Here is a 22293-nt window from a genome sequence, read left to right as displayed (position 1 = left end):
GCTTTAGGGGGTTTCTTTATTTTTTACTATTTTTGCAGCATAATAAAAAATCAGTTCTTTGAACGCCTACTATGCTTAACAGACGTCTCATACGTATTCGTGCGATGCAAGCCCTTTTTGCTTATAAACAAGCTGAGGGTGCAAATTTCCAATTAGCTTTAGACTTAATTGCTGACCATTTTTCACCAGATTTGAACTCAATGGAGTATCAAGACAAAGAAAAGCTGGAAGGACTAAAAAAATTAGGTCAAAATCTTTTACAAGAAGCCTTTTCTCGTCGAGAAGCCGAAAAATTTGATGCACCCGCCGAAGTGCTGAGAACCGTCGAGCAAGCCAAAGAATTTTATCTTCTCAAAAATAAAAAGGACGTTCAGCATTATGCCAGCCGTATGCTAATCGAGGCAGAGCGAGTTTACGAACTTTATCTCCAAATCTTGTTGCTCTTTATCGATATAGCCGACCGCTCTATTCAAGACGGAAACGGAAGTGATGCCAAATCAAAATTTAGCGATAATCAAATAGTCAAAGCTTTACGTGCTGAGAAAGTGCTCGAAACTCAGGCAATTCGTAGAAGTGTGAGTTTATCAAACGAACAAGTGTTTGTGGCTAAACTTTATCGTGAGGCAATTCGCTCAAACGAACGCTTTAAAGAATATGTTTCGAAAATTAATCATACGCTTGAAGAAGACTTTGCAATTTTGAAATATTTACTCAAAAACGTAATATTGAAACACGAAATTGCTTGGGAGTTTTTTGAGAAGCAAGATTTATATTGGATTGATGATATCGAGACCCTCAGGGCGGCAGTTACGCATACTTTCCAATCCTTTGTTGAAGAAGGAAAATTAAAAATTGCTCTTTTAGATGAAGAATGGGAGGAAAGAAAAGAATTTTTACAAACTTTGTATCAGAAATCAATTCTTGAAACCAAAGATTTAGAAGAAATTCTGATTCCGAAGCTTAAAAATTGGGAAATTGAGCGTATTTCTGGAACCGACCAAATTTTATTGAAAATGGCAGTAGTTGAAATGCTCAATTATCCGAGCATTCCAGTGAAAGTAACCATAAACGAAATTATTGAAATTGCCAAAGAATATAGCACACCGAAAAGCGGTCAATTTGTTAATGGTATTTTAGATGGAGTAGCTAAAGAATTGAAAGATTCTGGTAAACTTCGTAAGAGTGGCCGAGGTATGTTAGATAATAAATAATCAAAAAAAGAGTTCTCTATAAGTCACAAGGTTTTAGTGTTGGTTTCAGCACTTACTTATTCAAAATTCGCAACATTCACTCATTAGAATTTTATGAGCAATTCATCAAGAAGTTTTATCGCATTTTTAGCAGGAGTAGCTACTGGAGCAGCTATCGGTATTTTATATGCTCCTGATAAAGGAGAAGTAACACGTGATAAGCTGTCGTTTCGTTTATCGAAATACCGCGAGCAATTACAAAAATTCATCAATGACCTCATCGAGCGTGGAGATGAAGTGGCTATGGAAGTGGTAGGAGGAGATAGCTCTGCCAAATCTGAAGGCCAGAAAGTAGTAAGCGAGGCTCGTCAAAAGGCTGAGAAGCTACTAGAAGACGTAGAATCTCTTATGAGTCAAATTAAGGCAAAAAATTAAATTTTAAAGTAGGCAGCTTAGTAAATTCTGCCTACAATAGTTTCCAATAAATCACTATGAAAAGAATATTTTTAGCCCTTACTTCAACAGTTATTTTAGCAAGTATCAATTTTTCTTGCAACTTAGTTGGTGCCAAAAATCAGGAATCAATGAGCAAAGAAGATTCTTTAGCTGCTATTGCCAACGCACCAATCATTCAATTTGATAAAGAGGTAGTTGATTTCGGTACACTCACTGAAGGCGATACTGTTTCGCATGTTTTTAAGTTTAAAAACGTAGGAAAAAGTCCGCTTACCATTACTGATGTACAAGTACAGTGTGGTTGTACGGTTGCTTCTAAGCCTGACCATCCAGTAGGTGTAGGACAAGAAGACCAAATTGTTGTACGTTTCAATAGCCAAGGTAAGGCAGGTACTAACAAAAAGTTTGTTACTATCTATTCGAATGCGAATCCTCCGCAAACTGTTTTAGCATTTACTGCAATCGTTAATGCCAAAGATAGTAATGTGCCAAGTGCGGATGCCAGCAAAAAATAAAATTACAAGCAATTATTCTAACCAAAAAAATTAAAATAATGATTCTTTTACAAGCACAGGGTGGAAACGGAATGTTTTCAATTATCATGATGGTCGGTATGATTGCCGTATTCTATTTCTTCATGATTCGCCCACAACAAAAAAAGACCGAAGACCAAAAGAAAATGGTTGAGGAATTAAAAGAAGGTGATGAAATTGTAACTTTCGGTGGTTTGCATGGAAAAATTGTAGCAAAAGATGAAACAACTGTTACGGTTTCTGCTGGTGGCGGTGCTAGACTTACTTTTGAAAAAACTGCTGTTGCAAGAAAAAAATAAAACCCAATAGTCAACTGACGGTAGTTTAATGCCATTAAACTACCGTCCAACGACTTTTATAATGAATCTACGAATTTTAGCTCCATGCTTTCTAGCAGCTTTTATTTTCTGGTTGCTTAATGCCCTCAATAAGTCAGGATATACTACAAAAATTAGCTACCCCATAACGATTAAATATAATGAATCAGCGTTTGTGCCAATAAAACCTCTACCTCAAACCATTGGTGTGAGTTTATCAAGTACTGGCTGGGAATTATTAAGATATTCTTTGGTTTCAAATGTAAAACCATTAGTTTATGAAATTGGTAATCCACTTACTACTAATCAGTTAGATAATATTGTGTTGATGGAAAGGCTGACAAGTGAGTTGAAAAATACTCGTTTGAATTACCTTTTAGCTGATACTACTACTATTAGTTTTGAGAAGAAAAAATCAAAAATCGTTAAACTAAAAGTCGATAGCTTAGGTATTGACTTACGAAAAAACTTCGTGGTTTCAAGTGTAATAAATATTTCTCCTGTTAGTATTGAAATTGAAGGACCAGAGTCAATGATTGACACTTTTGATGAAACAATACTTATCAAAATACCAACCAAAAAACTGGGTACAAACTTTGATGAACAGGTAAATTTAGGCATTTCAAAAAATCCACTTCTCAAGTCAAATATTGATAAAGTAATGGTGAGTTTTGAAGTAGCTGAATTATTAAAGTAAGAATTTGGTTTAATAAATAGACTTACATTTAGCGTAAGTATTGATTTTCAACATAGGCAAATCTGTTAATACGATGCCATCAGAGACTACACGCCGCTCACAAGCTACCCCTTTAAAAGATGCTATTGATGCATTCCTGAAAACATTCGACCTAAAAACTCGCTTCAATGAAACTTATCTGATAGCCTTTTGGGAAAGAATGATGGGGCAAACGATTGCTTCTCGCACGAAAGAAATTTACGTTAGAAATAGGGTACTTTATCTTCGAATTGATTCTTCGCCACTTCGACAAGAATTATTTATGGCAAAAACTAAACTGATTGCATTGATTAATAAAGATGTTGGAGAGTCTGTTGTGGATGATGTTGTTTTTCTTTGAAAACTTTTTTGGGGTAAATTCATGTTGTTTGAGAAATAATTTAAAATTTCGATACCTTGTTTAGGAATCCCCAAAATATATGAATAGAAAATATACCCTTGTAGAAAAAGAACGCAAACGTGAAGACTTAGGGTTTGGAACAAAAATGACCGACCGCCAAACTCGCTTAATCACTGGTGCAGGACAATTTAATGTAAAAAGAGTTGGACAGTCTTTTGAGGCTTGGCTTAATCTCTACAATCGCCTCATTACGATTCGTTGGATCACCTTCTTTTTTATAGCTCTTTTAGTTTACCTCATTTTAAATCTCTTTTTTGCTGGTCTGTATTATTTTATTGGTGTAGAACATCTGGCAGGTGTTGATATGACCAATACGCATTCTCAATTCTGGGATGCTTTTTTCTTCTCTGCTCAATCGCTTACTACGGTTGGCTATGGTCGAATTGCCCCCGTTGGTTTTGCCGCAAGTTTTGTTGCAGGCTTAGAAGCCCTTACTGGTTTGATGATGTTTGCAATTATAACGGGCTTACTTTATGGTCGCTTTTCTAGACCTAATCCTAGAATCTTATTTAGTCGTAATGCTATCATTGCACCTTACCTCGATACCAATGCTTTTATGTTTAGAATGGTAAACGAAAAAAGTAATCAGATAATTAATATGAGCGTTAGTGTGGTTTTCTCAAAAGTTGAAGAAAAAAATGGCGTTAGGAATCGTCAGTACTATGGACTTACACTCGAACGTTCGAAAGTGAATTTTTTCCCAACTAATTGGACAATCGTTCACGCAATAACTGAAGATAGCCCATTGTACGGAGAAACTCCAGAATCTTTAGCTGCCTCTGACGCCGAATTTATGATTGCAACTGAGGGGATTGATGATACTTTTGCAGATGCAGTTTATAAACGACATTCGTATTTTAATAATGAGCTTGTTTGGGGAGCAAAGTATAAACCCATGCTTGAAAATGATGGAGAAGAAAGTTATATTTTAGATTTACGCAAAATTCATGATTTCGACTTAGTATCTTTGAATCCTTAAATTATTAAAATGTCTCTTAAAGCTTTCTCTGCAATTTCAGAAAGCATTTGAATAAATGAAATCACTTTTTGAACCTTCTTCGCTCCAAAAAGGAGATAAAGTAGCTATTGTTGCCATGGCCAGTAAGCTCGACCCTATTGATATTAAGGCCGCTATTAATTTAATGCAAGTAAATTGGGGTGTTGAAGTATTGGTCGGAGAGTCGGTTAGTGCGGCTTATTTTAATTTTGCGGGTACAGATGAAATAAGACTTCGAGATTTCCAGTTTTATCTTGATAATCCTGAAGTAAAAGCAATTTTTTCAGCGAGGGGTGGGTATGGAAGTTCAAGAATTATTGATGCAGTTGATTTTTCAAAATTTAAACAGAACCCCAAGTGGATAATAGGTTTTTCTGATATTACAACCGTACATGCACAAATACAGGCTATGGGTTTTCAGAGTATTCATGGCCCAATGCCAAAGACCTTCATGCGAAACTATGATTCGGTTGAAACACTCAAAGATGTATTGTTTGGGAATGAAATTGCATATAAAATTCCATCGAAATCTCATAATCGTTTGGGTAGTGGAAAAGGGCAGCTTGTAGGTGGAAATTTATGCATGTTGGCTCATTTAATTGGTTCACCATCAGACCTTGATACTGACGGAAAGATTTTATTCATAGAAGATATTTCTGAGTACCTTTATAATATTGACCGAATGATGATTCAACTTAAACGAGCAGGAAAGTTGAAGAATTTAGCTGGCTTAATCGTTGGGGATTTTTCTGATTTGAAAGAAAACGATGAACCATTTGGTAAAAATGTACAAGAAATTATTGCCGAGCATACCTCAGCATATAATTATCCGATATGCTACGATTTCCCAACTGGGCACGAAGCCATCAATTGGGCGATACCTTGTGGGAGAGTAGCTGATTTTGTTGTTGATGAAGAAGAGGTTAGTCTAATTTTTGAATCGAAAATTTGAGTATTAGTTAGATTTTAAAGAGGAATACCCTAAAGTATTCCTCTTTTTTTATTTGATATTTTTTAGAGAGATTTCTCCCAAAAATTAAATCTAAATTTTATATATTTGCAAATAGTATGCTTGCATACTGTATAGGCGTATGAATGAAAAAATCAAACAGACAATTTCATTGATTTCCGATAAATTAGCTCAGCTTCAAGACCCATATTGGTTAATCGGAAGCTCGGCATTAGTTTTGGCAGGCATACAACTCGAAGCCATTGATGATGTTGATTTACTAACATCTAATCGAGATGCTGACTGGCTAAAACAGCAATGGGTAACAAAAAAACTAAATGATTATTTACCAGCCAACGCAGATAAATTTCTATCAAATTTTGGGAGATATAAGTGGGGCGAATTGATGGTAGAAGTGATGGGCGAGTTGAAGGTATATCAGAATGGTGAATGGGTACCCTTAAAAATAGAAAATTGGGAAGAAATAGAAATTGAAGGTTTGAAGTTAAAAATTCCCACTTTATTAGAGCAATATAGAATCTTTAAGCTATTTGGTCGAGATAAAGACTTAAAAAAAGCAAATCTAATTATAGAACAAACTAAATATTCAACCATCTAATGGAAATAAACTATAAAGTAGAAAATAACGTGGCGATTATCAGTTGGAATATGACAACTTCGCCAATGAACGTGATGAATGATATTTCGATTCCAGAATTTGCAGGGCATCTTGAGACTGCTTACGCTGACCCTGAAGTAAAAGGAATCATCATTACTTCCGAAAAAAATGAGTTTATTGCTGGGGCAGATGTGAAGATGATTTTGCGGAATAATGATAAAGACCAGAGCGAAATGCACAAGTTTTCCTTAGATTTTAATGGTATTTTTCGAAAACTAGAAACTTGTGGAAAACCAGTTGTTGCTGCAATGAATGGTACAGCTTTAGGTGGTGGTTACGAGGTATGTCTGGCTTGTCATTATCGAGTGGCACTTGATAACCCTAAAGCCGTGATAGGTTTACCAGAAGTACAATTAGGCTTGTTACCCGGCGGTGGTGGAACCCAGCGTTTACCTCGTTTGATTGGCATGGAAGCAGCTCTGATGTTGATGGTTGAAGGAAAACGAATTACGCCTAAAGAAGCCATGGGCTACGGAATGATAAACGACCTTGCGGCCACTCGTGAAGAAATGATGGAAAAAGCCATGAAATGGATTCTGGCAAACCCTAAAGCTATTCAACCGTGGGATGAGTTTGATAAAAAAACGGGTGCCATTAAAGCTCGTGAAAATTATAAAGTTCCGGGAGGAAATGTGCAATCGCCTACTGGAATGCGTACATTTGCTGGTGGTACGGCCATGATTATGGATAGAACCAAAGGTAATTATCCAGCACCAATTGCTATTCTTTCTTGTGTATATGAAGGTTTACAAGTAAATATCGACCGTGCAATTCCAATTGAGGCTCGTTATTTTGTGAAAGTGGCTACCTCACCAGAAGCAAAAAACCTAATTGGTGTAATGTTTTTGGGCAAAAATGAAGCTGATAAGGGTGCAAGCAGACCTAAAAATATACCCGCAACCGATGTTAAGAAAATAGGTATTTTAGGAGCAGGTTTTATGGGAGCAGGGATTGCCTATGTTTCAGCAATGGCTGGAATTGAGGTAGTTTTGAAAGATATTAGTCTTGAAAATGCTGAAAAAGGCAAGGATTATTCAAGGGGTTTAGTACAAAAAGGAGTAGAGCGTGGAAAAACAACGGCAGAAAAAGGTGAAAAATTGTTGAGTCTAATCAAGCCAACGGCCGATGTTACAGATTTAAAAGGATGCGATTTAATTATTGAGGCGGTATTTGAAAACCGCGAATTGAAAGCGACTGTTACTAAAGAAGCTGAACCAATGCTAGCTGAAGGTGGAGTTTTTGGCTCAAATACTTCAACTATTCCGATTACAGGCTTGGCTAATGCTTCGGCAAAACCTGAGAATTTTATCGGAATCCATTTCTTCTCGCCGGTTGATAAAATGATGTTAGTTGAGTTGATTCGTGGGAAACAAACTTCCGATTACGCTGTTGCTTTGGCAGTAGATTTTGTAAAGAAAATACGCAAAACGCCGATTGTTGTTAATGATTCTCGCGGATTTTATACTTCTCGTTGCTTTTCAACTTATACAACAGAGGGAATTGCTTTATTAAAAGATGGTGTTGACCCAGTTATGATTGAAAATGCAGGTAAAAATGCTGGGATGCCAGTGGGGCCATTGGCGGTTTCTGATGAAGTAGCTTTAGATTTAGCTTTAAAAATTTCGAAGCAATCAATTGCAGATGGGGCTTTAAGTGAAACAGATGCGGCTTATCAGGTTACCAGAATGATGGTTGAAGATTTAGGTAGATTTGGTAAGAAAAATAAAAAAGGCTTTTATGAATATCCTGAAAGTGGTAAAAAATACTTGTGGGAAGGTTTAGCTGAGCATTTCCCAATTTCAAAAATACAACCTGAAGTAGAAGAAGTAAAAAAACGATTGTTATATCGTCAGGTGGTAGAGTCAATACGATGCATGGATGAAGGAGTATTGATTACAAAGTTAGATGGAAATATTGGGTCGATTTTAGCTTGGGGTTTCCCTCCTTATGCGGGTGGAACACTTAATTTTCCTGAGTTTGTTGGTAAAGAAACTTTCTTGAAAGAAGTAGAAAGATTAGCAGATACTTATGGCGAAAGATTTAGATTAAGCTCAAAACAGAAGGAGTTGGTTATGAATCTTTGAGTTTAAAACTAAAATTTTGAAAGGCGGTTCATTCCGCCTTTTTTATTTAACTTTTTATTTGTAATTTTTTTTAAATGGTTTCGTTTAAAATTAGAGGTTGTTTAGTATTATAAAAAGATTCCCAAAATAGGTTGAATTTTGTGGTGCGAATCATCAAAAAGACCTACAGTGGAAATCTTGAGTAAAAATACGATTGAACAATATATATTACCAAATTTAAGTATTGGTTTACGTGGAAAAGAGTGTGAAATAGAACAGTTGACAGCTATTGTTTCAGCAATTTTATATCGTTTGAAAACAGGTTGTCAATGGCGTCAACTGCCAGTAAAGCAATTTTTTAATAATAAGGTTTTAACATGGCAAGGAGTCTATTATCACTTTAATGAATGGGTCAAGGACGGCTCTTGGACAAAAGTTTGGATAAATATTTTAGCATCAAACTATTCATATTTAGACTTATCTTGTATCCAACTTGATGGTAGTCATACACTTGCCAAACGTGGAGGTGAAGCTGTTGGGTATCAAGGTCGAAAAGCATCAAAAACAACTAATTTGCTCTTTTTAGCTGATAATCAGGGACAAATGTTGGCATGTGCCAGCCCACAAGAAGGAAAACACAACGACCTTTATAATATTCAGGAACTCTTTGAAGAACTGTGTCAAATGCTCATAAAAGCAGGAATTAATCTCAGAGGCCTTTTTCTAAATGCTGATGCTGGATTCGATAGCAAAGAATTTCGTCAAATTTGTAAAAATAAAGAAATTGAAGCCAATATTGATGTTAATTCTCGAAATAACAAAATAGAAAATCAATCTACTGAATATCAGCATTTTGATGAAGAGTTATACAAACGACGAGTACTCATTGAGCACGCTAATGCTTGGATGGATAGTTTCAAAGCATTACTTGTCAGGTTTGAAACGAAAGCAATTAACTGGGTGGCTTTAAATTTATTGGCATTCTCAGTTCGTTTTTTACGAAAAATTAAATATAAAAGTTAATCCTAAACAAGTTCTTAGATAAAATGTCAAAAATATTTTAATTAAAACTTGAATCACATAAATTTTGGCACGTTTTTATCTCAAGTTTTGAAGTAATTCCTTTTTCGAGTGAAATATTTTCTAATCCTCATAGTTCAATTGATTGTATTTGAGTCAAGTCAAGCTCAGATAATGTACCGTACACGTTATCGTGCAGCTGTTATGGTAGAATCTTTCGCTATAAGCCCTCTTGGTTCTATAAATATCGAGTATTTGCCGGTAAGGTGGAAAAATAGCTTCTTAGCTACACGTTTTGGGCTTGGATTTATTCCAGGAGGTAACCCAACTGCTATAAGTATGGTGACCAATGGTGGAGGTGCCTCTTTACCAACAAGTGTTACCTATAATTATCTGATTAATAACCTAAGGAAAGGTATTAATAGACGTGTAAGTTTGAAGTGTAAATCAGCACCATCAAAAATTGCCTCTGAGTGGTTTGCAGAGATAGGAGCGGGAGCTACACCAGTAGCTTATCGTAGTGCCGAAAGTAGATTTTATTCCTTTGGAATCTTAGGTCTTCGCCAGCAGGTTGTATTTGATATTCCACCTCATCCAAGAGTTGTTTTCTTAAGAGCTAATCTGACTCCTTCATACGTAGAGGGAAAGTATGAAATCAGAGGGGGAATAAGTTTAGGTGTTTCTCTATAATTGGTTTTCTATGGGTAAAATAGATTTATTTATGAGTATTGGCATGGTCGATAAAGGTTTTAAGTAATTGCTTATATCTTAAAATTTGTGACCTTTTTTGTTCTTCATTCCAGTTGAGTTCACTCGCCATTAGTTCTGCTACAACTTCAACTGAATCGAGGGTTGCTTTCCACTCAATCAGCTCCATACGGGTGCGACGAGCAAAGAAATCTCTTAAACTACAAGCCATTTCTTCTTTGACTGTATATATAACCTCTGCTTTAATGAATGGATATGAAGGGTGAATTTTTTCAGTAAGTTTACCAATTTCTAAAACTGCCCGTGCTTTTGTACCATATTTTTTTACCAAATGTTGGGAAGTAGCCTCATCTAAACTAAAGTCTTTTTGGATTTTTCGCCAAGATTCAAAATCATAATTTTCGCCACCTACTAAATAATGAAGTTCAGTACTACATTCGGTCTGTTTGTTCAGAATTTTGCATGCTTCATCAATTGTATCTTTGGCCATCAATCGATAGGTTGTCCATTTACCACCGAGTAAACTAAGCAAATTTGATTCCTCGTCAAATTCTACCTCATGGTCACGTACGAGTTTTTTGGTAGCTTTTGAGCCTGAAGACCCAATTAGTGGACGTAAACCACCAAAACCAGATTTTATTTGAGATTTATCTGGCACTTTAGCTAAGTAAGGGCGTAGGGTATCAAGCAAGAAATCTACTTCTTGAGCAATCAAAATTGGTTCTTTATCAAGGGCTTTATATTCGTCATCGGTAGTACCAACCATAACTTCACCCTCAAACGGTATAACGAATACTACTCTTCCATCTTTAGTTTTTGGAATAAGCATCGCATCTTGACTTTTGAGTACGTCAGGAGGTAGCATGATGTGCACGCCTTTGCTTGGTCGTAAACGTTTTTCTTGCTTATCATTGGCCATCAAACGAATAGAATCAGCATGAGGCCCCGTACAATTAATGAAGAGCTTAGCCTTTACTTGTATATGGTTACCACTGAGGTTATCCAACACCGTTGCTTCATTTAATTTCCCTTTAGCATCTTTGCTAAAGCCAACAATCGAAGCATGGTTTACTACTACTGCCCCTGCTTCATCGGCCGAATGAGCTAAAGCTAGGCAATAGCGAGCATCATCGAGCTGGCCATCATAGTACATTACCGAACTATGTAAATTAGGCGTTAGTGTAGGAATATGCTCAAAGGTTTCTTTTTTATTTAGCCACTCTGCACGTGGCATGGGATCATTTTTTGCAAAAAAACCGTAGATAGTAAGACCAATTTTGAAGTAAAAACCTTCGAACCAACTAAACACAGGTGTTATTAATGCCAATGGATGTGCCAAATGAGGAGCATTACGAATCACTGTATGGCGTTCTTCAAGGCCATGTTTTACTTGTCGGAGTTGAGCAAAATCAAGGTTTTTGAATGCTTGTTCTAAATATCTAACACCTCCATGAATTAGTTTTGTTGATTTTGAAGAAGTTTCGGCAGCGAAATCTTCTTTTTCAATCAAGGCAACTTTAAAACCTCTCAAAGTTGCATCTAAAGCACAGCCGGCACCGCTCGCACCTGCACCAATAATGCAAATATCAAACTCTTCGTTTTGTAGTCTTTCGAGATTTTTAATTCTGTTCATGTAGGCTTAAATAATAAAAATTGACTGCTAAAGTAATGTATGCAATTTAGCCATTATTCTTGAAAATGAATTAGCTCATAGAATATTCTTCTGTTAATAACTCAACTCCATTTGAAATTTGAACTAAGTAACACTGCAAAGGGGTAGAAAATTGCTTATTATATGCACTACTCATTTGTTCGATAAATTCAGTAGTTTTATTAGCCTTTACTAGATTAATTGTACATCCACCAAAGCCACCGCCCATCATGCGTGCACCAATAACTGTATCTAAATGATGTGTTTGCTCCACTAAAAAGTCGAGTTCTTCACAACTCACCTCGTACTCATTACTTAATCCTTCGTGGGTTTCATACATTTTTTGTCCGAAGGTAGCTAGGTCTGCTTTTTCAAGTGCTTGACAGGCATTCGTAACTCTTTCAATTTCTTCGACAACATATTTACAGCGTTTATAAACTACCGGAGGTAATTTATCTGCTTGACTACGTAGCATTTGGAAACTGACATCACGCAGGCTTTCTATTTGTGGAAAGGCTCTTTGTAAGATTCTTACCCCTTCCTCACATTCATCACGACGTTGGTTGTATTCACTATCACCTAAATTATGCTTTACTCCTGTATTACAAAGAACAATCGAATAGTCAGGGAATGCAAAGGGAAAATATTCGAAGCTTAGGTCTTGGCAGTCGAGTTTAATTACTGAATTTTCTTTACCATGAATTGAAGCAAACATATCCATGATTCCGCATTTCACTCCAGCATAATTATGCTCAGCTTTTTGGGCAATGAGGGCTAAATCTAGTTTAGATAGACCTAAATCAAAAATACTATTTAGGGCAAAACCCATTCCGCTTTCAACTGCGGCTGATGAAGATAAGCCTGCACCGAGAGGAACATCTCCGCCAAAAATAACATTAAAGCCCTGTTTTATTTCTACACCAGTATTGATGATTTCGGCAACAACACCAATCAGGAAATTAGCCCAACCTTTTTCAGATTTTACTAAATTATCAATCGAAAATGTGAAAGAATCATCTAAGTCGAAAGCGTAAGCCACACATGTATTATCATTACGAGGGGCAATAGCATAGTAAATTGCTTTATCAATGGCGGCAGGAAGCACAAAGCCTTTGTTATAATCGGTGTGTTCTCCTATTAAGTTAATACGTCCTGGGGCACGAACTAATAAATGAGGATTTTCACCAAAGTAGTCTTTAAACTTTTTGGTTAAAATATTATCTAGCATAAGAGAGTTCGGTAGTATTCGTTAATACAATAAGCAGTTTGAATCATATACTTAATCTGTATATTAAATGATAAAAAGAAAGCCCCAAGAAACTTAGGGGCTTCTACTCAATGTTTTGTTAACTTAATCACTTTTGATTCTTTCTACTTAATTATAAACCAAAATTACTAATTTTTTAATGATAATTTTCTAAGTTTTGCTGAGCACTCAAGATAACATTCAGTGCAATCGTTTGAATAGTAGAATTCAAGCTTTAATATTGAATTGCAAACCTTTGCACAGAATTGAAATTTGCATCATTTCAAGAAACCATATAATGAATCTGCTTTATTGCCTGCTTTTTTTGAATGCTTTGATACCTTGTTGATTAATGCCTAAAAGGATATAATCTTTGAATTCTAATGCCGAGCGAACATCTCCTTGAATATTAAATCCAGATTTTTGCTGTGGAATAGCACTAAAATTACCTTTGCCATCTCCTTTAAGTAAAAGGCCATAATTAGCATCATATTTACCAAATTTGAGTCGAGTTTTATTGATATTTCCGCAAAGAATCAGGTCTTTTTTACCATCTTGATTATAATCTGTTACTGAAATTGTGTGAATTGGTGCAAACTGTACTTCTATCGGTAATGTCTTTTCTTCAAACTTTCCATTACTATTTTGGCTAAAATAAGCTGTTTTTAAATAGTTTACTTCTAATTTCTTTGCATCTGTTAATTCGTCTTCGCCAAAAATATCTGTCAACTTTGCGTTAGAGTAACTATCATAGTTGGTAAACTTAGGGCGTTTACTTGGCACTTGCTCTAAAAGTTCATCGCGAGTAAGATACGGATAGCTCTGTCCTTGTATGTAGAAACAAAGTATAGGGTCTATGCTACCGTTATCATCAAAATCTTTGTAATAGAGTTCGGCAGGTTGCTTGTCATCTACTTTACATTGAGAATTTAAACCTAAATTTCCGATGAGTAATTCTGGGCTTCCATCATTGTTGAGGTCTGCAACAACAAGTTTATTCCACCAACCCGATAGCTTTTTTTCAAAGTATTCTTCCGTTTTGTTGGTGAAGGAAGTGCCATTCGCTTCAAAAACGGTAATAGGCATCCATTCACCTACTACTATTAACTCCTGCTTTTTGTCCTTATTCAAATCTACAAAAGCGGCATCTGTAACCATACCCATAAACTTCATTTCTTCGGGTGTCGTATCTTTGAAGTTTCCTTTGCCATCATTGATGAGTACATAGCTTCTCGGCGAAATTGGAAATTTTCCAGGAACAACTCTTCCACCTACAAAAAGGTCTGGTTTTTTATCATTATTTATGTCAGCTACTCGCACGCATCCCGTACTTGTAAGCATTTGCGGAAGGGCAGAGGTGCTTAACTGAAAATCGCCTTTTCCATTATTTAAAAATAACTGGTCTTGCAAGTTTACATCATTTTCAGTAAAATTATTATACCCACCATTGGCTACATAGATATCTTGGAATCCATCTCCATTGGCATCAAAGAATATGGCATCAGATACATCTGCGTTTGGATTGGCTGGGAATGTTTTTTTTGTAAATTTCTCGCCAGCCATTTGTATGAAAATTTCAGATGGTTTGCCATAGCTTCCGCCCACGAAGATATCTTCTAAGCCATCGTTGTTTACATCTCCTTTCGACAAAATCGGGCTTACAAAAGACTCAGAATTAATTAATAAAATTTGTCTTTTGAAATCATTAATTGTAACGGTGTTTTGAGTTGAAGCAATTGGTGAATTAATAGAACTAAAAATAGGGCTGATAGGAGAAGATGAGCTTTTTTGAACACTTGCATTTTTTTCCTCTAATGTTAATGTTTGGTTGGCTTTTACTCCTTTAAATACCTGTACTTTGCCTGAATTCCAAACAACTTTTAAGGAGTCAATTTGTTTACTTTTACCTAAACCAAAATTCATCGTAAAACTCACATTCGATTGGTAGCCACGAGTAGGCATTTGCTCTTGGTATTGTGAAGAAGTGCCGTTATAGAGGTAAATCTTTGCCCCAATGCCCATTCTATTATTATTTTCGCCATTAAGTTTAACTTTTAAGTATTGATTTTGAACTTTTTCGTTAGACTCATTTTGATAAATAAATGCAGGAGAATTAATATTATTGACAACCAAATCTAAGTCTCCATCATTGTCTAAATCGGCATACGCCGCTCCACTACTATTCGATTGTTCACCCATACCCCAATTGGTGGTTTGGTCTTTGAATAGCAATGAACCATTATTTCTGAAAATATAATTTTTTACATTTGAAGAAGGCATTTTTTGTACTAAATCAAGTACATCTTGACGTTGGAAACCGCCTTGTTTACTGGCCATGAGGTCATCCATATATTTCAAGAAATCAAGATTGGTATAATCATGCAAATAACCATTAGTTATGTATAAATCTTTCCATCCATCATTATCATAATCGGCAAAAAGTGCTGCCCAACTCCAATCGGTATTCGAAATGCCAGAAACCTGTCCAATTTCACTAAAAGTGCCATTGCCGTTATTGAGTTGAAGCATATTTCGCATATACTGATAATGAAAACCAGATTTCACGCCTAAATCAAACTTATCATAATTATCGGGTGACATTAAAAGCTTCTGACGGCGATTATCCTCTGGAAGCATATCAAGGGTAAAAATATCAGGTAATTGGTCGTTATTGATATCCGCAACATCATTGCCCATTGAGAAATTAGAAGTATGCCCCAATTGTTCTCGACTTACTTCTTTAAATGTGCCATTTTTGTTATTGATATAAAGGCGGTCGGGCACAGCATAATCGTTACTTACATATATATCAGGCCAGTTATCTTGGTTGAAATCAGCAATTCCAGCACCTAAGCCATAAGATAGTGCCGAACTTTGGATACCTACTTGGCGGGTTACGTCACGGAAGAAACCTTTGTCGTTTCGATAAAACCTCGAACCACTGACAGCATCGTCTTCTTTCATAAGGGCTGCCGTACGAGCTTCATCAAGTACTGGTAAAGATTTTATATTATGATTGAGCAAAAAAACATCCAAATCACCATCTTTATCGGCATCAAAAAAGTAGGCATTGGTACTTGAAGCGGGGCTGTCAAGACCATATTCTTTAGCTTTTTCTACAAATATCGGGATACCGTCAGGGCCATTACCTTGATTAATGAAAAGTTCGTTTGCCTTTTTTTCAGGCATAAGGTTGCCCGAATGACACACGTAGATATCTAGTTTTCCATCAGCATTTATGTCTACCATTGTTGTACCTGTTTTCCATGGGCCTTCTCTTCCAGCTACTCCAGCTTGATTTGTTATGTCTTGAAATTCCATGTTTTTTTTATTCAGATACAACTTATTTTGTTGCATATTACTTGTAAAGTAGAGGTCTTCGAATCCATCGCCATTGACATCACCAACGGCCACTCCACCACCATTATAGAAGTATTCATACATCAATACATTGGTATTAAGGCCTTCATTGATGATATTCTGAAAATCGATATGAGTTTTGTCAGAAAAAAGTAATTTAAAAATTGGGGGTTGTTTATCAGATTCAGTACCATTATCGGTTTTTTGAGCTGTTTCTTTACAGCTAATAATGAATAAACACATGAATATCGATAAGGATACAAACTTGAATATTTTCATGTTTTTTTTGATAGGGCTAAAAACTTTTTTTGTCAGGAAATACCTCAAAAATAAAAATAGGCACACAAATATAAAGATATTGGGTAATTAATATTTATAATAAGTTCTTCGATATCAGCGAATTCTAAAAACAAGTCTGTGTACTAGCAAAGTAAGGTAGGTAGACAGCCTCAAAACAATCTTTCTTACAGCTTAAAATAGGGCTTTTACAATAAAAAATATCAAATATGTGCAAACCTTTGCACAAAGGTATGCTTCAATAAATGATACATTTCAAACGATTGCACAGGTATTTTAAATAAGTTTTAATTTGAATAGTACAAATCAATATTGTATTGTTTATATCATTATTGCAACTTGCAGGGCTTAAATGCTCTCTCTTAACGTTTTTTGCCTTGTTCATGGCGATTTTTATCGCACTAAAAGTTATGTTAATTAAACTAACCTATGAAGCCTGTTCAATATCGAATTCTATTCGATAGTCGTTGTATTCACCTTTTTTTAAATCAAATTTTTAAACCTACAAAAACTTATGATTATTTCTACTCGGTGTAGACATCTCAATAAGAAGTTTAATGTCTTATTGGCGATGCTTTTTTTCACTATCTTTACTAATGCAATAGCACAAAATGTAAAGGGAAAGATCTCTGACGACAAAGGGCAGGGACTCCCAGGCGTGAGTGTGTTGGTTAAAGGTACAAATACAGGTAGTATTTCTGATGTTAATGGAGATTACTCTATTGCTGCAGGTAAAAATACTACTTTGGTTATTTCTTACATTGGCTTCGTGACGAAGGAAGTACCTGTAAATGGTCGGTCTGTGATTGATGTAGCTCTCGAAACTGACACCAAAGCTTTGAGCGAAGTTGTTGTTGTAGGTTATGGTACACAAAAGAAAGTAACTGTTACAGGTGCTGTTGTTGCAGTACAGGGAGAAAAAATCATCAAATCTCCAGCAACTGATATTTCAAACTCATTGGCAGGTCGCCTTCCTGGTCTAGTTGTTATCCAGACAAGTGGTGAACCAGGAAATGACGGAGCAAAAATATCAATTCGCGGTACAAATACACTAGGAAATAGTAGCCCATTAGTGGTTATTGATGGTATTCCTGACCGCGATGGTGGTTTAGGTCGTTTGAGCCCACGTGATATTGAATCTATTTCGGTTTTGAAAGATGCTTCTGCTGCAATCTATGGTGCTAGAGCTGCCAATGGTGCTATCTTGGTAACAACCAAACGTGGTAAATCAGGTAAACCAACAATCAGCTATGATTTTAACCAAGGTTTTTCACAACCGGCAATGATTCCGAAGATGTCGAGTGCTTCTGAGTATGCGGCAATTATGAATGAACTACCAATTTATAAGTCAATTCCTGCAAGTGAATGGTCTTCTGCATGGCAAGCAATCAAAACAACAGGCGTTTATAAATCTCCAACACCGGGTGTTTCTTCATTGAGTGCAAACTACAGCCCAGAAGCTGTGAAAGGTTATGCAGCAGGTAATGACCCTTGGAGATACCCCAACACAGATTGGTTTGGTGATGCTTTCAAGACATTCTCGCCACAAGCACGTCATAATTTACAGTTATCGGGTGGTACTGATGCTGTTAAGTATATGGCTTCTTTGGGCTATGTTAGCCAAGATGCTTACTATAAAAACTCGGCAACTAATTATAAGCAATATAATTTCCGTACAAACCTTGATGCTAAAGTAAATAAGTATATCAATACTAACTTAGGTATTATGGTTAGAAGAGAAGACCGTAGATATCCAACTGAGGATGCTGGAGCAATTTTTAGAATGTTGATGCGTGGCCGTCCGACTGAGCCAGAAGTATGGCCAAACGGAATGCCGGGTCCTGATATCGAAAATGGTCAAAACCCTTATGTAATTACTACAAATGCCACCGGTTACCGTCAAACACCAACTGATTATATCCAAGCAAATGGTGGTGTAAATATTACAAACCCTTGGATTGATGGTTTGAAATTGACATTATCTGGTGCTATTGATAGAACGAGTGAAACTACCAAAGTTTGGCAAACACCTTGGTCATTATACTATTGGGATAAAAAATCTTTCGAAGCTGATGGTGTAACACCAAAATTAGAAGGAGCTATTCGCTCTAACTTTAAAGACCCACGTTTGACACAAAGCTACCGCTCTGTATTGAATACCAACCTTACTGCCATGCTTACTTATGATAAGAAGATTAATGAAAACAATAATCTATCGGCATTAGTAGGGGTAACTAAAGAAGTATTTAAGGGTGATAATTTCTTGGCATATAGAAGAAATTATATCTCTCCAGCAATTGACCAATTGTTTGCGGGTGGTTCGCTTCAACAAAATACTGATGGTAGTGCGTATAATCGTGCACGTTTGGGTTATTATGGCCGTTTACAATATAACTACAAAGAAAAATACCTCATCGAGGGTATCTATCGTTATGATGGTTCGTACATCTTCCCAGAAGCTAAGAGATTTGGTTTCTTCCCTGGTCTCTTGATTGGATGGAACTTGACTAACGAAGATTTCTTCAAAGTACAAGGTATCGATTATTTGAAAATCCGTGCTTCTTACGGCCAAATGGGTAATGACCAAGTATTCTATAACAGCCGTTTACAAGAATATGCATTCTTATCTACTTATGGTTTCGGACGCTACCCAATCAACAACCAAGTTGTTACAACTTTGAAAGAAACAGTATTAGCGAACCCTAACTTTACTTGGGAAAGAGCAAATAACTACAACGTTGGTTTAGATGGTACATTCTTGAATGGAAAAATCGATGCGACATTAGAATATTTCTACAATCGTCGTGACCAAATCTTGATTCAAAAAACTGGTTCAACGCCATCTTCATCTGGTATTAACTCATTATTGCCTCCTGTAAATGCAGGTATTGTTGATAACCGTGGTTTTGAATTTAATGTCGGATACAACGGAAAAGCAACACAAGACCTTACTTTCAGAGCAGCCATCAATGGTGGTTATGCTAAAAACCGTGTTATTTTCATGGATGAAATTCCGGGTGCACCAAGCTACCAATTACAAGAAGGTAAGCCAATTAATGGTTTCTTAGTGTATAAATCGGATGGAGTATTTAAAGATGCCGCTGCGATTGATGCTAATAAGATTGACTACTCGGCTGTTACCTCTAAGTTAATACCAGGGGATATGAAGTTTGTTGATTATAACGGTGACGGAAAAATCACTGGTGATGACCAAGTAAGATTGGACAAAAACGAAACACCAACATTCAACTTCGGTGCAACAATCGATGTACGTTATAAAGGATTTGACCTAAACATCTTATTCCAAGGTGCAGCAGGTGCAGCTATCCGTATTCAAACTGAATCAGGGGATATCGGTAATTTCTTGAAATACTCTTATGACCACAGATGGACAATCGATAACCCTAGCAGCACAGACCCACGTTTGGCAAGTAGAGGTGATACCTATTATACAGGTGGTAACTACGGAAATAATACATACTACTTATTTAGCAAAGATTACATTCGTTTGAAAAACTTAGAATTAGGATATGCTATTCCTTCGAAATTTACCGACAAAGTAAAACTTGGAAACGTAAGAGTTTATGTAAATGGATTGAACTTGTTGACATTCAGCAAAAACAAAATTTTTGACCCTGAAGCAACAGCTCAAAGTGGAGTTTACTACCCACAATCTCGCGTAATCAATACAGGTTTAAGTTTATCATTCTAAATCTAAAATTAAAATATGAAGAATATAAAAATAAAAGCAAGCCTGTTTGCAATCTTAATGGCTTTTGCTTTATCGTGTGATAAGGAATTTTTGAATACCAAACCCCTCGATAAAATTTCGAGTGCTGCTACTTGGGGCGATGGTGCCTTAGCAGAAGCATTTATATTTAATGTTTATTCGTTTCTTGGCTATGGTGGTTTTGAAGAACAAGCTTTAGCTGCTTATACTGACGAGGCGATGTTTACGCACGCAGGTCGTAATATCAATACTTTCACAGAAGGAACTGAAAGCCCAAATAACCTAGCTTGGGAAAGTGATACCTATAAGTGGAGTACCATGTATTTGGCAATCAGACAAGCTAACGTAGCAATTGAAAATCTTCCAAAAGCAACATTTAGTGATGCAACTTTAAAGGAAAAATTGTTGGGTGAAGCCTATTTTTTACGTGCCTATTATTACCAACAATTACTTCGTTTCTACGGTGGTGTACCACTTATTAGCAAAGCTTACGGTTTAGATGAAGACTATACAGCCCCTCGTAATACTTATGATGAGTGTGTGAAATTTATTGTAAGTGACTTAGATAATGCAATTAAGAAGCTTGATGGCAAGACTCTTACACCAGGTAGAACATCGAAATTGGCTGCAATGGCTCTGAAAGCTCGTGTATTATTATACGCTGCCAGCGACCTTCACGATGGCCCAACTGTAAAAGCAAAATCAAGTATCTTAGCTAGCTATGCAAACCTTGATTTAATTGCTTATCCTTCAGGCGACCGTGCTGCAAGATGGAATGCTGCTAAAGCTGCTGCAAAAGCGGTTTTAGATGCAGGTGTTGGTTATAAAATGAATTTAACTGCTCCAGTTTCAGCTGAAGAAGGTAAAAATAACTACATCTCAATTGCAATGGGCGGACAAAGTGCAGTTGGTGATGCCGCTGCTGCTTCAGAATTGATTTTCCAACGTACGCACACGGCTCTTTACACTGAAGAAGATAACTGGCCTTTAGGCGGTATTCACTATGGTATTAATAACGGACCAAATGGTTACCATAACTGGGCAGGAAATACACCAATCCAAAACTTAGTTGATGATTATGAAATGATGGATGGAACTAAGTTTAGCTGGAGTAATCCTAAGCATAAAGCAGCTCCTTATGATGACCGTGACCCTCGTTTCTATGCAACTGTTCTTTACGATGGTGCTTCTTGGAAACCAAGACCTTCAGATGTAGCTGGCTTAGACCCAGCAAACCAAATTCAGACTGGTTATTATGATGATGGAAAAGGCGGTAAAATTAATGGAATTGATACCCGTGAATCAACAGTAGAAAACTGGAATGGTAGCCGTACTCACTATTATACTCGCAAGTTTATTGACCCGAATCCAGCTTTAGCCGATAACCAATCATCTGCACAGGTTATTCCTTGGCCGTTTATTCGTTATACTGAAATGGCATTAAGCTATGCCGAAGCTTGTATTGAAACTGGAGATGAAGCAGAAGCTCTTAAATGGATTAACCGTATCAGATTTAGAGCGGGTATGCCTGCTGTTGCTGATAAAGGTACTGCACTGAGAGACAGACTTCGTAACGAACGCCGCGTTGAGTTGGTGTACGAAGAGCACCGTTATCATGATGCTCGTCGTTGGATGATTCCTGCAGAAACAGTAGGTCGTGGTATTAAATCAATCAATGTAGATGCTAAGTTAAAGGCGGGAGCAAAAGCACCAGCTATTTACAAATATGATAGAACATTGTACGATTATACTTATACAGTTGAAGATAATACTTCAAACGAAACTCGTAAGTGGACGGATAAAATGTATTACCGTGCTTTGAGTAGAGATGAAGTTAAGCGAAATCCGAAGTTGGTTCAAAACCCTGGACATACGCAATAATATTTTTCAACTATTGAATAGTCATTTAAAAATCTACCTCTATTTTGGGGTAGATTTTTAAATTTTATACAATGTGTAAA

General features: G+C 36.5%; 17 protein-coding genes. 14 read left to right on the top strand and 3 right to left on the bottom strand.

Annotated elements, in window-relative coordinates; genetic code table 11:
- Nucleotides 1-71 precede the first annotated feature (71 nt).
- From nusB to EMTOL_RS02020, 12 genes are all read left to right on the top strand, one after another.
- Nucleotides 72-1211: a transcription antitermination factor NusB gene (gene nusB / locus EMTOL_RS02075; RefSeq protein ID WP_015027605.1), complete on the top strand. Its 1140-nt coding sequence runs from the start codon at nucleotides 72-74 to the stop codon at nucleotides 1209-1211.
- A gap of 93 nt (nucleotides 1212-1304) precedes the next feature.
- Nucleotides 1305-1625: a YtxH domain-containing protein gene (locus tag EMTOL_RS02070; protein WP_015027604.1), complete on the top strand. Its 321-nt coding sequence runs from the start codon at nucleotides 1305-1307 to the stop codon at nucleotides 1623-1625.
- Nucleotides 1626-1681: 56 nt separating this feature from the next.
- The gene (locus EMTOL_RS02065; protein ID WP_015027603.1) at nucleotides 1682-2161 is read left to right on the top strand and encodes a DUF1573 domain-containing protein; all 480 of its coding nucleotides are present in this window, start codon (nucleotides 1682-1684) and stop codon (nucleotides 2159-2161) included.
- Nucleotides 2162-2199: 38 nt separating this feature from the next.
- Complete coding sequence (gene yajC / locus EMTOL_RS02060; protein WP_015027602.1) at nucleotides 2200-2478, top strand: preprotein translocase subunit YajC; 279 nt, start codon at nucleotides 2200-2202, stop codon at nucleotides 2476-2478.
- A gap of 28 nt (nucleotides 2479-2506) precedes the next feature.
- Nucleotides 2507-3193, top strand: a complete 687-nt coding sequence (locus EMTOL_RS02055) for a YbbR-like domain-containing protein (protein WP_015027601.1) — start codon at nucleotides 2507-2509, stop codon at nucleotides 3191-3193.
- Between the two features lie 73 nt (nucleotides 3194-3266).
- Nucleotides 3267-3572, top strand: a complete 306-nt coding sequence (locus EMTOL_RS02050; RefSeq protein ID WP_015027600.1) for a DciA family protein — start codon at nucleotides 3267-3269, stop codon at nucleotides 3570-3572.
- Between the two features lie 79 nt (nucleotides 3573-3651).
- Nucleotides 3652-4611 (top strand): ion channel, encoded by a 960-nt coding sequence (locus EMTOL_RS02045; protein ID WP_015027599.1) that lies wholly within the window; start codon nucleotides 3652-3654, stop codon nucleotides 4609-4611.
- A gap of 55 nt (nucleotides 4612-4666) precedes the next feature.
- Entirely contained in the window at nucleotides 4667-5581 is a 915-nt protein-coding gene (locus tag EMTOL_RS02040) for a S66 peptidase family protein (RefSeq protein WP_015027598.1), read from the top strand.
- Nucleotides 5582-5720: 139 nt separating this feature from the next.
- Entirely contained in the window at nucleotides 5721-6197 is a 477-nt protein-coding gene (locus EMTOL_RS02035; RefSeq protein WP_015027597.1) for a hypothetical protein, read from the top strand.
- The gene (locus EMTOL_RS02030) at nucleotides 6197-8341 is read left to right on the top strand and encodes a 3-hydroxyacyl-CoA dehydrogenase NAD-binding domain-containing protein (protein WP_015027596.1); all 2145 of its coding nucleotides are present in this window, start codon (nucleotides 6197-6199) and stop codon (nucleotides 8339-8341) included. The genes EMTOL_RS02035 and EMTOL_RS02030 overlap by 1 nt, the downstream gene beginning before the upstream one ends.
- 168 nt (nucleotides 8342-8509) lie before the next feature.
- Nucleotides 8510-9343, top strand: coding sequence for an IS5 family transposase (locus EMTOL_RS02025; RefSeq protein ID WP_015027236.1), 834 nt, complete (start codon nucleotides 8510-8512; stop codon nucleotides 9341-9343).
- A 171-nt stretch (nucleotides 9344-9514) separates the two neighbouring features.
- Nucleotides 9515-10030, top strand: a complete 516-nt coding sequence (locus EMTOL_RS02020) for a hypothetical protein (RefSeq protein WP_041693370.1) — start codon at nucleotides 9515-9517, stop codon at nucleotides 10028-10030.
- Nucleotides 10031-10055: 25 nt separating this feature from the next.
- Here the strand turns inward: EMTOL_RS02020 and EMTOL_RS02015 are convergent, their stop codons facing one another.
- The 3 genes from EMTOL_RS02015 to EMTOL_RS02005 form a co-directional block, all read right to left on the bottom strand.
- Nucleotides 10056-11681, bottom strand: a complete 1626-nt coding sequence (locus tag EMTOL_RS02015; protein ID WP_015027594.1) for a glycerol-3-phosphate dehydrogenase/oxidase — start codon at nucleotides 11679-11681, stop codon at nucleotides 10056-10058.
- Nucleotides 11682-11751: 70 nt separating this feature from the next.
- On the bottom strand, nucleotides 11752-12927 hold the full coding sequence (locus EMTOL_RS02010) for a galactokinase (protein ID WP_015027593.1): 1176 nt from the start codon (nucleotides 12925-12927) through the stop codon (nucleotides 11752-11754).
- A 327-nt stretch (nucleotides 12928-13254) separates the two neighbouring features.
- Nucleotides 13255-16548, bottom strand: coding sequence for a VCBS repeat-containing protein (locus EMTOL_RS02005; RefSeq protein ID WP_015027592.1), 3294 nt, complete (start codon nucleotides 16546-16548; stop codon nucleotides 13255-13257).
- A 568-nt stretch (nucleotides 16549-17116) separates the two neighbouring features.
- Here EMTOL_RS02005 and EMTOL_RS02000 point away from each other — a divergent pair.
- Nucleotides 17117-20314 carry a SusC/RagA family TonB-linked outer membrane protein gene (locus EMTOL_RS02000; RefSeq protein ID WP_015027591.1) on the top strand — a complete coding sequence of 1066 codons (3198 nt, stop codon included), beginning with the start codon at nucleotides 17117-17119 and terminating at the stop codon, nucleotides 20312-20314.
- Between the two features lie 15 nt (nucleotides 20315-20329).
- Nucleotides 20330-22213, top strand: a complete 1884-nt coding sequence (locus EMTOL_RS01995) for a RagB/SusD family nutrient uptake outer membrane protein (protein WP_015027590.1) — start codon at nucleotides 20330-20332, stop codon at nucleotides 22211-22213.
- The last annotated feature ends 80 nt before the right edge of the window (nucleotides 22214-22293 follow it).

The organism is Emticicia oligotrophica DSM 17448 (genome assembly GCF_000263195.1).
GTDB lineage: Bacteria > Bacteroidota > Bacteroidia > Cytophagales > Spirosomataceae > Emticicia > Emticicia oligotrophica.
The sequence above is the reverse complement of the archived record's forward strand: the minus strand, read 5'-3'. Positions and strand labels throughout refer to the sequence as shown.